The organism is Fodinibius sp. GM21 (assembly GCF_058386955.1).
Genome location: NZ_JBYEIQ010000002.1, coordinates 161,887 through 176,138 on the forward strand (window position 1 = coordinate 161,887; position 14,252 = coordinate 176,138).

Consider the following 14,252-nt stretch of genomic DNA (forward strand, 5'->3'; position numbering starts at 1 on the left):
TAAGTTATAAAGGGTGGGTAAAAAATGAATATAACACTATTTGTTGGTTCGGGCATATCAATAAAATCAGGAGTACCAAGGGTAAGTGATCTTACTCAGAGATTATTTGATCAAACATACCAAGAATTGGCCGATGAATTTTTTGAGTATTGGGATGAGGACAAAGGTGGTAAATTAGATGAATGGAGATCTGCTAAGCCTATTCAAGACTACTTAGAATTATTAGCAGAGGAACATGAAACCTATATAAAAGATCGTCTTGGAGACCATCAGCGAACCTCCTACGAAGACTTATACTCAATACTCGATCAAATGGAACGTGAAGAGATGACCGTTTCTGACAACTACGTTGTCACAGATTTTGTAGAAAGACATCGAGGCTTATCAGAAGAATTTAGGGATAGACATAGTAATAGCCTTAAGCCAACCAGATTTAGAAAGTTTACGGAAATATGTAAGCATTTTATTGAAGATGTAATTCGTCACTATGTTGAAGTTGAGCAAATAGAAGGCTTAAGTGTGTTGGAAGACCTGTTTAAAGATAAAAAAATATCAACTGTTGAAATATTTTCCTTAAACCATGACAATCTTATAGAAAAGCTTTGTGAAAGAGAGGAAGTGCCTATTATTGATGGTTTTCAGGAACCCGATGGAGAAATTAGATTTGCTGACTCAAATTTATACGACCAAGAATCTAAAGTTAAGCTTTATAAGTTACATGGAGGTACAGACTGGTATTGGGTAATTAATCATGATACAGGTAAGCAGGGCTATGCTATCTTTTCAGGTAATGATATTTGGAATATTAAAACTGATAGCGGCCGAAATGTCGAAATGTTAATAGATGACAATAACTTTTTAACCGGCATAAATAAGTTACTTCACTATAACGATGGATTTTTTGGAGAGCTTCAATATCGATTTACGACAGCGCTTAAAGAAACCGATTATTTGATCATGTCAGGATATGGGTGGAATGATCTTCCATTGAATCGGAAAATATTAGATTGGTTAAGAAATGAGGATTCTAAGCTACTAATATTCCATAAAGACCCAGAAAGTTTAATTGAAAATTCTCGATATCTTACAAATCATACTGTGAAACCATTAATTGGCTCTGGGAAAATGATATTTGTTGAGAAGTGGTTTGAAGAGGTAAACGAAGAAGAAATATTAACTTTTATAAAGTGAAACGTTCCGGATTATGGTTGCTTAAAATTAATCCAGAGTATTCATGATAAAAAGATATTAAAAATTCAGATGATGAGGCGAATCTAGCAGATGTTGAGGCCTGAAATCCATTTCATCTAGAAACGTCCCAACTTGTCCCAAACATTGTCATTTATTGTCAAAGGGAAACATTTTATTCATTTCAATATCTCATTAACTGTTTGCTTAACTGGATTTAGGCGATCAGCATGATCTCTGGCCCAAATAATCCATGCTTCAAATTTCAGTTCCTCTTCTCTGGTTAGGTCCAGTTGAGCTTGTTGTTTCTCTATTTCAGCTATAAAATCATAAATATATTGTGATTTGGTAAAGGTGGTTGCTCGTTTTTCAAGTTTGTTTCGGCGTTGTTTTTCTTCATTTTGTTGCTCTTTTGCTGCCTCTTTAATTTCCCTCTTTTTCCTTTGCTTTCGGTGGTATTCTTCTCGTTCTAAACGCTTCTTTTTTACTTGCTCTATAACCTGGTCAAGTTTTATAAAGAATTCACCTAGTCGGTTTTCTAATTTCTCAGATTGTGTATCTGATAGTACTTTTCCCGTCCGGTCGTAAGTTTCTCTAAATAATGCCAGTTGCAGTTCACCTGTAGGTGTATATTCGTACTCAGGCCAACGTTGATCATTAGAAACCTCAGTTCTATTTCCTTTTTCTCTTAATTGAAAATAGACCTCGTCTTGACCATCGCCAACCAACATCCAGTAGGATTTATTTTTCCTTTTAGTCCTCAGGTTATAGCCTTGTTCTTCTATCTCTTTTAATAACGCGTCTAGTATTCGTAAACTTCTCTCAACATTGTCGGGTCCAACTGAGAAATCCAGGGGAGCACCGCCACTAACACGGTTGTAGCGGTTAAGAAATGTTTTATCAATATTTTTGCGTGCCTGTTTGATCAATGGATGAGGCTGGGTTAGCCTTTTAGAGACAGAAATTTCTTTAGTTGGGTTAGTTTGTTGTTTCTGCCTTCGATTCACTTCACGAATCGTTAAAGTAAACGACTCCTTATCTGACTCAGGTAGCTCAGGTTTATTGACTTCTTTATCATGTCTCAGCTTTGCCCAATATCCTGCAGATGGTGTTGGTATGTCTAGCTCTTCACAAGCCTTGTAAAGTTTATGGCTGCTTATCTCTAGCTCTTCAGTCAAGCGAGATACTGGCTTTTCCCAAACCTTTTCATAGAGTTCATTTCGTTCGAAAGTAATCTTTTTCATTTGTACCCCTTTTTATATCGATCAATTATTGGATTGTCTAAATATCCTGAGTGATGGAGATAATAATCAATATCTAAACCGATAAAAGACTAATGATTTCATACGTTGCCGAAGAAGATCGGGCGTTAGAAAGGAAATATGGAAGCCGTTTTTTTATAGACTTATTCACCGGGGATATTTTATAAGAGGGGCTATTAGGAAGGACTTTATTATTTGCTCGATGCTCATAGCCAGAAGTAATCGTTTTAAAGAAAATACCCCGCCTAATAAACGTTTTTTATTAAATGTAATCGAATTTTGTAATCTTGGTGATAGAATAACTGATAATCGATATACTACAGAGTATGTCCAAAAATAATCGCTTGGAAGTACAGTACCAGGAGCGGCATGAAAAGATGAGAACATTCATTGACGAGCATTTTGATATGCCGAATTATATTATGGAGAACCTTATTGGTTTTTTACGTCAGAATAATGGCCGGTTATCCAAGCGTGTTCGTACAAAAGAGTTTGAGCCGTTGACGGATGAGGAAGTAGCTATGTTAGAAGAGAAGTATCAAAATATATTTGGGGAGTAGATTCCCAGTTTAATTTACACTACCAACCTAATAGGTAGTGTCTTCACCCATATCTTCCAATAGTTTTTTTGAAAACTTTGGAAGACTTTTGCCAAAGTCGAGAATAAGATCCTCCAGATCTTGATCCTTCCTTTGAGCAATTTTAGACAGTTTCATCATCACAATTCCGGGCTTCATGGAATAAAGCGTGAGTAAATAGTCTTGGGGATGCATGGCCTCAATGTTCCATTTAGCCAAATCCTCTTCTTTGAAATCTTTTAAATTAAAGGTAATAATGAGATTCAGTTTATCTTTAACCGCTGCAGCTAAGACATGTCGATCCTTTTCATCATTGGTCATGGCCGGGATCAATTCCTGGTAGTCGTTTATCATGGCCTCCGGGAAAGCTTCTTGTACTGAATCTTGAAAAGAGTCTGCCAAATCTTTAGGCCAATCCAGTTTATTGACATGGGTATTAAATACTTCATCAAGAATATCCGGACTCCATTTAGGTAAGAAAAGTCGAGGTTTTTCAGCTAGTCTTAGATAAAGGTTACAGACAGCATAATTTGCTAATACATTGGCATCCAGTAAGATCTTATAATCAGCTATCATCACCCTGATAGCTTGCATCATATTTTCCGGCATCCGCTACCTTGTCAAAAAGTTCGTCCAAGGTTTCTTTACGCTTGCTATCTCTCTTATCAGCATACTTCTTAAGATCTCTGAAATATACTCTGCGGTGGGTGCCAACGTAGTGAAAGTCAATCTCTCCTTTTTCAAGTAAATCAACTAAATGCTGCCTTGAAACTCCTAGGAAATTGGCTGCTGCTTGGGTCGTTAATGTCTCATCTTCCGGGATCATAAATATTGAGTGCCCTTGTTTCACGTGCTGAACAATATCGGAAAGCATCTCAAATATAGGTTTGGGAAGCTCTGTTCGATTACCGGAAGAATCGATTAAAGCAGGAAGTTTTTCACTTTTCAGAAGAGTCTCTAACTCTTCCATTTGATGTTCATCCAGTGAGGATGATTCAAGACGACGTTCCATAGCAGTAGGATTGATTGATCTCTATTTACTTCATTATATAAAATAAACGCTATAAACGCTAAATATATTATTTAGTTATTTCTTTCGGCTGATTTGAAATGATTATTCAGGGACAGACTCTTAGAAGCGAAACTTGGACTCTTGGTTTTATTAAACATTATGTTATTAATATGCGATCCGTTTTATCTCTATTAACTTTTCTAATATTCTTGTAACGTACATCGAAAGTTTAAGAGGTTTCTAGGTTGGAATAAAATAAATTATGAGCGCAATAGCTTTTTTAGCAACGGATTTAGGGATAGTGGTATTATCTGAGGGAGCGAGAACGGAATTAGGTACAGAGGGTAGAATAGTTAAGGGTTTAAAAGCAAGAAAAGTATATAAAGTATCAGAAAGGTGTATTATTACATGGATTGGTATGGGATTTTCTGGTAATGAATGGAATTTTGTTGCTGAGCATGTGAAAGGGGATGGTCCAAGGACAACGATTTGTGAAATCGGTGAAGGGCTAGAGAATAAAACAACAGAAGATGAGGGTTTGCAAAAATTACTTTTGGGTGAAGGGAACAATGAACCTGTACCAGTAATTGAAACGTTTGGATATATGAATGGTAAATTGAAACGATATACTTTAACAACTTCCAAAGGATTTGAACCGCACCGAAGAATGGATATTACTCCTGCAGACCAAAGTTCAACAACTTTTAAAGGTATTAGTCTGGGTGTTATAAGTCCGGGATTTAAAGAGAATGAAGCTCCTTGGAAAAAGTATTTGCAGAAAGAGTTAAAGGATAGAAGAGACTATTATTTTGAAACTCATTATACGACTGAAGAACGACTGGCCAGAATGGCAGAATTAGCCAATAATGCTTTTACAGAAATGATTCAAAACTTGAATTCACTTGGATATAAATTAGGGGGACAAACATTTATAGAAACTATCAAGAATCCCTATATGGAGGAAGAGTATTAAGATTTAAAATTGTGGTCTTAACAATTTACTGGTTTTATACCCTAATTAGGCAAAAAGCCTGACTGATTAGAACTTTCTGAATAGCCTTTTAACAACATTCGGTTATTGACTGATTGAGTTAACGCTGGTTGGTAGTTAATGTTAACTGGCTTGGAATACTTATACATATAAATAGCTATTCCAAATCCGGCCATGGCCCCAATTCCTGCTCCCGTGGAATTATTAGAAACAGCATGCCCAGTAATAGCACCCAACATGGCTATGATAGCTCCGATAACGGCGCGACTTTGCGGCGTGTCTTGATCAAGTGCTTTCTTTAGTACCAACGGAAGGGTAACCATTCCTGCGGGGCGGACATAGTCTTCTCCTTCCGGCAAGAGGGAATAGTTATTGATGATCTGTTCCGGCTTATTTGATCTGTTTTTACCCTTATTAGGGCTAATAGTTAGTTTATTAGGGGTTTCATCAATTGGATTTTGCCTTTTTTCTTGTAATTGATCTTCTCCAGAGACCAAAAATTCAGGAACTTCATATCCTTTAATGCGACCAGTATTTGTTTCAACGGCCCATTCATATACAGGATATCCCCCGCAATTGTATCTCTTTTTAACAGCTTCAGAAAGAGAAGGGGCAGTAACATCTAACACTTCGGCTAGTTGTTTTCCATTTAAGAAGATATAATTGTCCGTAAGAGAGGTATCATTTGTAGATAGGGTTTCCATAGTTATTCATCTTGGTTAAATAAATAGGCTAATAAGGCAACAATACCTCCGGTAAGAAGTGCGCTTTTCAGTCCATTTATGAATTTTTGTTTTTGTTGTTCCCCCTCAACTGCATTTAATCTTTTTCTTAGCTGGATCATTGTAGCTAGAGCAAAATCATTCGGCTGGGCCGTCCCTCGTTCCCATTTAAGAACAGCTTGTGCGGTAACGCCAAAATAGCGACCAAATTTGGCTAAACTCCACCCTAATCGTTCTCGTAATTGGTTGATTTCTTGTGGTTCCATATAGATAGAACATACGAAAAATTCCGATAAAAATCATCTAAGTTGTTAACTAAGTTAACAATATAACCTAAATTAGGCCTAATTTGGCTAATTAGGGTGAGAAATTAGGTGTTTAGAATTGATTCCAGTAGTTTTTATGTAGATAAAATCGCATACACTTATATATAAATGTATGCTAAATTATAATTATGTCTGTATCCAACGAAAAGATAAAAGAAGCGCTTTCCGTGTTTGAAAATAACGGGGGAATTATGCGTACTTCGGAAGCACTTGAAGAAGGTATTCACAGTCGAACTCTTTATTGGATGCGCGACCATGGATATCTGGACAAGCTTGAACGAGGAGTATATAAAATTAGTGCAACTGAGTCGTTGTCCAATCCGGATCTTGTTATTATTGGCACGAAAATTCCGGCGGCCACGATATGCCTGATTTCAGCACTGCACTTTCATGATATGACAACACAAATTCCTCATAAAGTTCATATAGCTCTTTGCAGAACCAGGCGAAATCCCAAGCTAGATTATCCTCCTATTAAAGTTCACCGGTTTTCAGGAGATAGTCTTACCGAAGGCATAGAAATCCATGAGATAGATGGTGTAGAGATTCAGGTATATAACCCGGCTAAGACCATCGCTGATTGTTTTAAATTCCGGAATAAGATTGGTCTTGATGTAGCGATAGAAGCTCTAAAAGATGGGATCAGAGAGAATAAAGCTTCATTTAATGAGATTGATAAATTTGCTAAGATATGTAGAGTACACAATGTGATTCGACCTTATGCAGAAACAATAGCACATAGTTGAATTCCCAATTATCTTGTTCATTTTTTGTCACTGTTCACGTTTCGTGAACAAGGTAAATTTATGAACATAAGGCTAATCAGTTTAAAAAAGTTAATATTTGTCTATATTTTATTGACAAATATTGAAAAAAATAAACCAAATATTACAGAATTGGCCTCAAGGTACTGTCATAACCACTAGCTGGTTAAAGAGTCAGGGCGTATCTCGACAATCCGTTGATAATTACAAAAACAGTGGATGGTTAGAACGGATAGGTCAAGGAGCATATAAAAGAAAAGGTGATGAAATATCGTGGCCAGGGGCCCTATATGCCTTGCAGAAGCTTGGAAAACTTCCTGTACATGTCGGAGGTAAAACAGCATTAGAGTTGCAGGGTTATGGCCATTATATCAAAATGGCTGATCGTGACAAGGTAATATTATGGAAAACACCTGAAGTAAGATTACCGTCGTGGTTTAAGAGTTATGACAAGTGGAAGCACCAATTAGATATACGGTCTGTTACTCTTTTTTCAATCGAAGTAAATGCGCTTTCTGATGCAACAGTACGAGAGGTAGAGGTCCGAATATCATCTGCTGAACAAGCGATACTGGAGTATCTTTATGATGTACCGAAGAAGGAAGGCTTTGATGAGGCTAATTACATCATGGAGGGGTTTGGATCATTACGCCCAAATGTACTACAGCATTTGCTTGAAGCGTGTAATTCGGTACGAGTAAAGAGACTATTTATGTATATGGCTGAACGTCATCAACATAGTTGGCTCAAGAGATTAGACTCTTCAAAAATAGATTTTGGAAAAGGTAAAAGGGAGATAATGAAAGGGGGTAAACTGAACAAAAAATATAAGATAGTAGTCCCAGAGTTATCCAGGGGGGATCAATAAAAGATCGATATAGGAATCAAGTACGGCTATTGTTAAAAGTTCTACTTATTGTAGTAGAAGTTAGAGGATTTGCTCTCAAAGGTGGAACTGCTATTAATTTCTTCTGGCGCGATTTTCCGCGACTATCCGTTGATATTGACCTAACGTACATCCCGATTAAAAATAGAGAAGAATCATTAAGTGAAATTAGAAAGGGAGTAATTGTATAGTTGCTTTTTTAATTATATCTCAAATATATGAGATCATTAGATGCACAAGATTATGATCCATTCAATCTTTAAAACTTGTGTACACACGTAATCCTGTTACCCAAATGTTACCCAAATTTGAATTCTCCCTCCTGAATTACCCCAGATATTGAAAATAAAAAAGCCCATAACTCTTTGCGAGTCATGGGCTTATAAGGAGTACGCCCGGAAGGATTCGAACCCTCAGCCTTCTGATCCGAAGACAAACTGATATGTGGCTTTATGCTTAATAAGAGCTGATTTTTAGTTGTCATGTTACATCATATGTAACAACTGTAAGGAAACCTGTGAAAACGATTCATTTCTACTAATGTAATCGGCATTAAGTTTTGCAGGAGAATTGTAGGAAAGTATTTAGCCCAAAATAAACAGGCCCTAGCCGTTCAAAGCTAGGGCCCTGACTATTCATCAAGAGAGACGCTACTTGAGAGTAGCGCATAATGAAGTTCGATAAAATTTGATAGAATTCAAACCTGTGGATTAGACCTAATTAAGATTTAAAAAAATATGCGCATAGAACTTTTCGTTACCATTAGTGGCAATAAAACTTGTACATAAAAGACTACTTATGTATATGGTTCGAAATCCAGATAATGGAATATTCCATAGTTACTAATCAACTTGAAGTGATCGTGAGTTAAAGGCAAAGGTAAGGCAACTATATCATATACGGAATATCGGAAGCATGAGAAGGATAAGCATATACCATCTTTTTTAGTGCTGTTGCTTTCAGGTTCTGGTTCATGGCCATGGCAAACAGGTTGATGATTTCTTCGGACTTACTGCCCAGCACGTGCGCACCTAAAATTTGTCCGTTTTCCTTGTTGATTATGGTTTTAAAAGCAGCAGGCGATTCATTTGTTCGCCGGTAGGAATACCATTCGTCTGTTTTCTTGAAGTTAACTTTTATGTCATAACCGATATTGTGAGCCTGTTGTTCGGTTAAGCCGACCATTGCCAGAGGAGGTACAGTAAATACGACGGTGGGTTGGGCGGGATATTCTGCTTCCCTATGATTTCCATCCAGCAAATTTGAAGCAACAATATGAGATTCAAAACCGGCTACCGGGGTTAAGGGCAGACCGTTGGTGTCAGCGGCGTCCCCGGCGGCATACACCCGGGGATTACTAGGGCTCTGCAGAAAGTCGTTGACGATAATTCCCTTTGTAGTCCGTTCTATATTTCCCCTTTCAAGGTTCATGTCATCGATGTGGGGAATACGACCGGCGCCATGTACAACCAAATCACCTGTTATATTCTGTGTTTCTATATCCGTTTTAGCAGTAACGGTAAAGCCGCTGTCGGCTTGGGCTACCGACTGCACTTCAGAATTTAAGTGAACACGGATCCCTAACTCTTCAGTTTTTTTGAGTAGGATATCAACTATATCTGCTTCGAAGTTTTCGAGCGGACGCTCCCCGCGGTGCACAATATGCACTTCACTTCCGGCTCGTGCTGCAATATGGGCAAACTCAAACGAGATAAACCCACCACCAACGAACACGATGGTCTCAGGGAGCTCCTCCAACTCCAGAAACTCAGTGCTGGTCGTAAGATGTTCAAAACCGTCAATGGGGATAGGAGCTGGTTTGGCTCCGGCGGCGATTACAAAGTTTTTGGCGTTCAGTGTTTCGCCATTTACTTCGATGGTTTCTTCATCAACAAAAGACGCTCGACCCTGGATAGGAGTAATGCCTATTTTCTCCATGCCCTTTTCCCGATTTTCCGGGACTGGTTCGGTAAAGGTACGTTTGAATTCCCTCAACTCCTGCCAATCGATCTCTGTCGTACTGGAAATTCCGTGCCCCTTCATCCGGCGGTTCCAGTCAATGAGTTCCGCCGCGCCAACCAGTACTTTTTTGGGATCACAACCGCGCAAGGCACAGGTACCACCAAAGGGCCGGGAGTCAATTTGGGCAACCTTCCAGCCTGCTTTGGCACATTTACCGGCGGCCGTTGAGCCGCCTGATCCGGTACCAATGACAATGAGATCAAATTGTTTAGCCATATTAGCAACAGGAGTTATTCTCTTGAATAGGCGGACACGGGGTATCCCCATATGAGCAGAATACGCAACAGTCGCCTTTTTGAGGTTTCAGCACTTCTCCACAATTCGGACACTCCCAAAAAAACTGGCAGGAATCGGTGGGCATTTCCTCCTCTGATTGATTCCCGCATTTTGGACATGTGATCGTAGATATTTTAGTAATTGTTGACATAGATTAATTGTTCAGTTCTACATTATCGGCTACAGTAAATCCGGTCTTATTAATAGCAGCTATAATTGCCTCCCGGTTGGTCTTGCTCTTATCATATTTAATGGTCGCCTTACCGGTATCGTAGGACGCATCCGCTTCAAGGACGCCATCTACACCGCTGGCCGCATTTTCGACAGTCGCCTCACAGCCGGTGCAGGTCATCCCTTTAATATCCCAGGTGATGGTTTGCACCTGGCTTTCCTGCACGTACACGACCTGCTTGTCCTGTTTAGGAAAAAAGGCATCCGAGTAGTAGGGAAAAGCCAGCAGCAGTCCGGCGAGTATGGTTACGATACCTAAAAACCCCTTGGTGTTCCAGAACGAGGGGGCTTCCTCACAGGCACACTCCGGATCCCATTGGGGTTTAAGTTTTTGGTACCAAGCAAAGCCCAGCAGCAAAGCGGTAAGCCCAATCAGGTACGGGCGAAAGGGCTCAATCCACGAAAAGGTGGATGCCACACCGCCGATACCTGCCAGAAATGCGAGCACTGGAGTTACGCAACAAAGGGACGCTACAAACGCGGCAAACAGGCCGGCACCCATCCACTTTGTATCAGTGTTATCTTGGTTTTGCTCCTTCATGCGGCTAATACCTCTAAAATATTGTTATCTTTGATTTGATCGAAATTTGGTGAAAGAATCCTGTTAAATAGCGGATTCAACGAATAAAAAATAGTTTGCCCGTCCCGCTCGGTCTCCACCAGTCCACCATCCTTGAGTTTGCGAAGGTGTTGGGAAACGGCAGGGACGCTCATGTCCAGAATATCACTCAGATCGCAGGGACAAAGCTTATCTTCCTTGTTAAGAAGGTAAAGGATTTTTAGACGTACGTCATTGGCAGCCAGCTTAAGGATGTCCACCAGCCGGTTAATCGATCCATCAACCTCATCCAGAGACTCTATACACCTGTTGATTTGATTGAGGTCGGCAACCTCACGAATACATTCTTGTTTGCTCATAGTAGTTTAGTCTATGATTAATTGTTTGTGTTATAAACGCAACATATAATAATTGTATTATTTAATTAAATACTTAAATAAAGATAAAAAATATCTCTGGTCACTATTATCTTAAATTCTGTCCTGTATCAGTCTCTCCTTCCAAGGCACCAAGAATAGGACAATCTCCCTTAGGTCCTTCACCGGCACACGAATCAATTAAATCTACCAAGGTATTTTTGATTCGCTGTAGATCTTCGATTTTTTCAACCACATCCTGGTATTTTTCCTGTGCTTCGCTTTTAATTTCCGAGCATGTAGTATCTTCATCCATACGCAGCTCCAGCAGCTCTCTGATTTCGCTAAGGGTAAACCCAAGTTCTTGTGATCGCTTGATAAACTTAATCTGATCGATATGGCGTTGAGTGAAGATCCGGTAGCCGGACCGGCGGCGGTCAGGTTTTGGGATTAGTTCTCGTTTCTCATAGTACCGCACCGTTTCTTTATTCACGGAAGCTCTGCGGGCCACTTCACCGATCTTAAAAGTGGTGATGTCTTTATACTTCTCATCCATGTTTTGTCTCATAATACCGAAATCTGTTTAGATAAAAGAGAATTAAGCTTTTGCTTTATCAATGCTCGCTACCCACAACTTAGTCCCGAATTCATCACTTGTTTCCGCTTTACCGGTTATGGTCAGAGAGCCTTTGGTATTTGAAATATCCTCAAGCTTGCGTTCATTTTCAGCTTCCAATATGAAATGCTCTCCCACCCCTGTTTCCAAAACAAGACTGCCTGATTCATTCTTGGTCACCGTTCCGGTTACAGTGATGTTCGCTTCCTTAGCTTTAAATCCGCTTTCTTCCACGGCTTTGCGAATGCGTTGAAGCGTTAGCTGATTCTCATTGTTCAGGTTTGCCGTCAGTAGTCCGTCATTCAGACTTACCGTTGCGGACTGAACACCGTCAAGCTGGTTGATGCGCTTTTCCAGTCCGTATGCACAGGGCGCACAGTCCATGCCAAAGACGGTTTGTTTGACTTGCAGTAGTTGCGCCTGACCCTGCAGCGGGATCAGGAAAAGACCGATTAGAAATAATAAGATGTAATTCTTCATATTAAACCTCACGTTTTTATAGTTAAAACCAATATGACAGTACAAAGTTCATTCGATACGATTCGGAGTCTTGCGTGCCGGAAAAGCTTGAATATACCGGGAATAAAATACCGCCGGACAGTCCCCACTTACCATATAATCCCAATACACTGGGACCGAGCAACGATTTTGTGCCACCTGTATTTGGCTGTTCAGCGTCATTCAGTGTGCTATTTCCCACCCATTCCGTAACGCTTTCCACAAAGATGCGCCAGTCGGGTTTGGGATAGTCGTGCTGAAACACCGGCGGCCGGTAGCCAATCACGCCGGTGACATACGCAATGTCTCCCAGCCGGTCGTTGTGCTGTTCGGTGTAATACTGATAACCACCCCCGGCCCACCCGTAGAAGGTCCGGGAAGCATAGCCGGTTACGAGCCCGCCGTGCAGGCTTGGCCCTACATGAAGGCCTCCTCGCTTGTCTTCTGTTGGGACGGAACCACTGAGCAGCAGCGTTGATTCAAACCGTTGTCCTACTCCGGGATAGGTTTTAAAAAGACGGAACAATCCCGATACTTCCAGGTCACCGTAACTGCCCATCATGGTACCGAGACGGCCTTGGGGAGGATTGGCTATTTGTTGCAGAGGGGTGGGAACCGATATGTTCAGTTGAATATCTTCGGTCAGCCCGTAATGCCAGTTCTGGCGGAGCATCCATGCCGAGTTGCCTTGCCGGGTGGACATGACCATGGCGTCAAAGCTGAGTTCCCCCTGTCCGAGGGTGGGGGTAGCCAGCGTAAATACCGGACCGTGACCACCTTGGGCATAGGTATTACTGGCAACTACCTGCGACAGTCCGACAACAATGATAATTAATAGTAACCTGATAACAATCTTTGGAAAGCGAGTACTCATAGTATTTGGCTGACTAAATAGATGGTTATATTCCCAGAACCCTCATAATTGGAACCAGTGCGTAGGCAAAAAAAGCTCCGGTGCTATAAATGATGACCGAAGACCAAAACATAACTTTGGTAAATCGGCCTGCCACTTCACACCCCTGACCTCCGGTGATGCTGCATGCCATTTTTCCCCTTGGCCGGTACACCAGAATCCCACTTATAAGCAGCAGAATTCCGGATCCAAGAAAAATCCATTCTTTATAGGCAGACAGTGTAACCATCCAGGGAAACGTAGAAATCATGGAGGTCACGGCCGCACCCCCGGCAAAAGCAGCAACCGCCGCAGGCAGGGCACAGCAAATTAATGTGCCGGTAGAAGTAAACAGGGCAACAAAGCTGGAGGCTTTCTGCTTCCAGGTTTGATTGTTGGGTTTAGTGGTTTGGGTCGAATCCATAATTAATCACTGTTTTATATTCTATCATACAATATAAGGCCTGTACCATACCCCAGAGTCAAGTAATAATTTACCGGTATCCACCGGGCCAGACTAATACGGGCATATTGACCACAATGCCAGCCTCCTCAATCGTAAGTTCTCCATTAGATCGGGCCTCCATGAGAGCATCGGCTGTTTTCAGTTCTCGGGGTTCGGCCTCTTTGTTCCAGTGTACCAAGTGAATGGAGCGCAGCGGACTGTAGCCGGGATCGCCGGGTACGGAACCAAAGATATCGGGTTGGAATCCAAACGGACCGTGTCCTTCGATGCCGTTTTTAAAGACGTAAATATCAGCAAGCAATGTATCAGGGGTTTGTGCCAGTTTCGGCATATGCACGACCTTTGGTCCCATCATTTCGGTCAGCATATTGGCTACCGAAGAGTCTGAGGCCTCGGTGTGGATAAAGTAAAGGTCTCCACCATCGTGATAGGCCTTGACTAGCGGCGCCAGGTTCATGGCCTGCAGGGAGTCGGGGACCACGCCCATTGCCGCGGTCATATCCTGTGGGGTTTTATCCCAGTCTTTAACGAAGTTTTGTTCACACCCCGAGAATAAAACTGCGAGCGATATAAAAACAAAGATTGAATATCTGATCATAATAAATAA

19 protein-coding genes and 1 pseudogene are annotated in these 14,252 nt (G+C 40.9%); 6 read left to right on the forward strand and 14 right to left on the reverse strand.

The window, feature by feature from the left end; all coding sequences use genetic code 11:
- Positions 1-24 precede the first annotated feature (24 nt).
- Positions 25-1,191, forward strand: a complete 1,167-nt coding sequence (locus ACT3IB_RS04470) for a hypothetical protein (RefSeq protein WP_491537831.1) — start codon at positions 25-27, stop codon at positions 1,189-1,191.
- A 176-nt stretch (positions 1,192-1,367) separates the two neighbouring features.
- On the opposite strand, the gene ACT3IB_RS04475 is transcribed toward ACT3IB_RS04470, so the two are convergent.
- The gene (locus ACT3IB_RS04475; RefSeq protein WP_491537832.1) at positions 1,368-2,432 is read right to left on the reverse strand and encodes a hypothetical protein; all 1,065 of its coding nucleotides are present in this window, start codon (positions 2,430-2,432) and stop codon (positions 1,368-1,370) included.
- Between the two features lie 344 nt (positions 2,433-2,776).
- On the opposite strand from ACT3IB_RS04475, the gene ACT3IB_RS04480 reads away from it, so the two are divergent.
- Positions 2,777-3,010, forward strand: coding sequence for a hypothetical protein (locus ACT3IB_RS04480; protein WP_491537833.1), 234 nt, complete (start codon positions 2,777-2,779; stop codon positions 3,008-3,010).
- Between the two features lie 27 nt (positions 3,011-3,037).
- Here the strand turns inward: ACT3IB_RS04480 and ACT3IB_RS04485 are convergent, their stop codons facing one another.
- Both ACT3IB_RS04485 and ACT3IB_RS04490 read right to left on the reverse strand, forming a co-directional pair.
- Positions 3,038-3,625 (reverse strand): PIN domain-containing protein, encoded by a 588-nt coding sequence (locus tag ACT3IB_RS04485; protein WP_491537834.1) that lies wholly within the window; start codon positions 3,623-3,625, stop codon positions 3,038-3,040.
- Entirely contained in the window at positions 3,594-4,040 is a 447-nt protein-coding gene (locus ACT3IB_RS04490; protein WP_491537835.1) for an excisionase family DNA-binding protein, read from the reverse strand. The genes ACT3IB_RS04485 and ACT3IB_RS04490 overlap by 32 nt, the downstream gene beginning before the upstream one ends.
- Before the next feature lie 262 nt (positions 4,041-4,302).
- Here ACT3IB_RS04490 and ACT3IB_RS04495 point away from each other — a divergent pair, with 262 nt between their 5' ends.
- Complete coding sequence (locus ACT3IB_RS04495) at positions 4,303-5,013, forward strand: hypothetical protein (protein WP_491537836.1); 711 nt, start codon at positions 4,303-4,305, stop codon at positions 5,011-5,013.
- A gap of 41 nt (positions 5,014-5,054) precedes the next feature.
- On the opposite strand, the gene ACT3IB_RS04500 is transcribed toward ACT3IB_RS04495, so the two are convergent.
- Entirely contained in the window at positions 5,055-5,735 is a 681-nt protein-coding gene (locus ACT3IB_RS04500; RefSeq protein WP_491537837.1) for a glycine zipper family protein, read from the reverse strand.
- A 2-nt stretch (positions 5,736-5,737) separates the two neighbouring features.
- Positions 5,738-6,019, reverse strand: coding sequence for a helix-turn-helix domain-containing protein (locus ACT3IB_RS04505; RefSeq protein WP_491537838.1), 282 nt, complete (start codon positions 6,017-6,019; stop codon positions 5,738-5,740).
- Positions 6,020-6,207: 188 nt separating this feature from the next.
- On the opposite strand from ACT3IB_RS04505, the gene ACT3IB_RS04510 reads away from it, so the two are divergent.
- The 3 genes and pseudogenes from ACT3IB_RS04510 to ACT3IB_RS04520 form a co-directional block, all read left to right on the forward strand.
- Positions 6,208-6,825, forward strand: a complete 618-nt coding sequence (locus tag ACT3IB_RS04510; RefSeq protein ID WP_491537839.1) for a type IV toxin-antitoxin system AbiEi family antitoxin domain-containing protein — start codon at positions 6,208-6,210, stop codon at positions 6,823-6,825.
- A 121-nt stretch (positions 6,826-6,946) separates the two neighbouring features.
- Positions 6,947-7,711, forward strand: a complete 765-nt coding sequence (locus ACT3IB_RS04515) for a type IV toxin-antitoxin system AbiEi family antitoxin (RefSeq protein WP_491537840.1) — start codon at positions 6,947-6,949, stop codon at positions 7,709-7,711.
- 29 nt (positions 7,712-7,740) lie between these two features.
- Positions 7,741-7,899 (forward strand): annotated as a pseudogene (locus tag ACT3IB_RS04520) (nucleotidyl transferase AbiEii/AbiGii toxin family protein); the annotation flags it as partial.
- A gap of 718 nt (positions 7,900-8,617) precedes the next feature.
- Here the strand turns inward: ACT3IB_RS04520 and ACT3IB_RS04525 are convergent.
- From ACT3IB_RS04525 to ACT3IB_RS04565, 9 genes are all read right to left on the reverse strand, one after another.
- Entirely contained in the window at positions 8,618-9,967 is a 1,350-nt protein-coding gene (locus tag ACT3IB_RS04525; RefSeq protein ID WP_491537841.1) for a dihydrolipoyl dehydrogenase family protein, read from the reverse strand.
- A 1-nt stretch (position 9,968) separates the two neighbouring features.
- Entirely contained in the window at positions 9,969-10,178 is a 210-nt protein-coding gene (locus ACT3IB_RS04530; RefSeq protein WP_491537842.1) for a GDCCVxC domain-containing (seleno)protein, read from the reverse strand.
- Positions 10,179-10,181: 3 nt separating this feature from the next.
- On the reverse strand, positions 10,182-10,799 hold the full coding sequence (merTP, locus tag ACT3IB_RS04535) for a mercuric transport protein MerTP (RefSeq protein WP_491537843.1): 618 nt from the start codon (positions 10,797-10,799) through the stop codon (positions 10,182-10,184).
- Positions 10,796-11,176: an ArsR/SmtB family transcription factor gene (locus ACT3IB_RS04540; protein ID WP_491537844.1), complete on the reverse strand. Its 381-nt coding sequence runs from the start codon at positions 11,174-11,176 to the stop codon at positions 10,796-10,798. The genes merTP and ACT3IB_RS04540 overlap by 4 nt, the downstream gene beginning before the upstream one ends.
- A gap of 106 nt (positions 11,177-11,282) precedes the next feature.
- A complete protein-coding gene (locus ACT3IB_RS04545; RefSeq protein ID WP_491537845.1) occupies positions 11,283-11,741 on the reverse strand; it encodes a MerR family transcriptional regulator in 459 nt (152 codons plus the stop codon).
- A gap of 30 nt (positions 11,742-11,771) precedes the next feature.
- On the reverse strand, positions 11,772-12,269 hold the full coding sequence (locus ACT3IB_RS04550) for a heavy-metal-associated domain-containing protein (protein WP_491537846.1): 498 nt from the start codon (positions 12,267-12,269) through the stop codon (positions 11,772-11,774).
- A gap of 22 nt (positions 12,270-12,291) precedes the next feature.
- Positions 12,292-13,161, reverse strand: coding sequence for a hypothetical protein (locus ACT3IB_RS04555; protein ID WP_491537847.1), 870 nt, complete (start codon positions 13,159-13,161; stop codon positions 12,292-12,294).
- Positions 13,162-13,186: 25 nt separating this feature from the next.
- A complete protein-coding gene (locus ACT3IB_RS04560) occupies positions 13,187-13,603 on the reverse strand; it encodes a hypothetical protein (RefSeq protein ID WP_491537848.1) in 417 nt (138 codons plus the stop codon).
- Between the two features lie 70 nt (positions 13,604-13,673).
- Complete coding sequence (locus ACT3IB_RS04565) at positions 13,674-14,243, reverse strand: DUF7482 domain-containing protein (RefSeq protein WP_491537849.1); 570 nt, start codon at positions 14,241-14,243, stop codon at positions 13,674-13,676.
- Between the last annotated feature and the right edge of the window lie 9 nt (positions 14,244-14,252).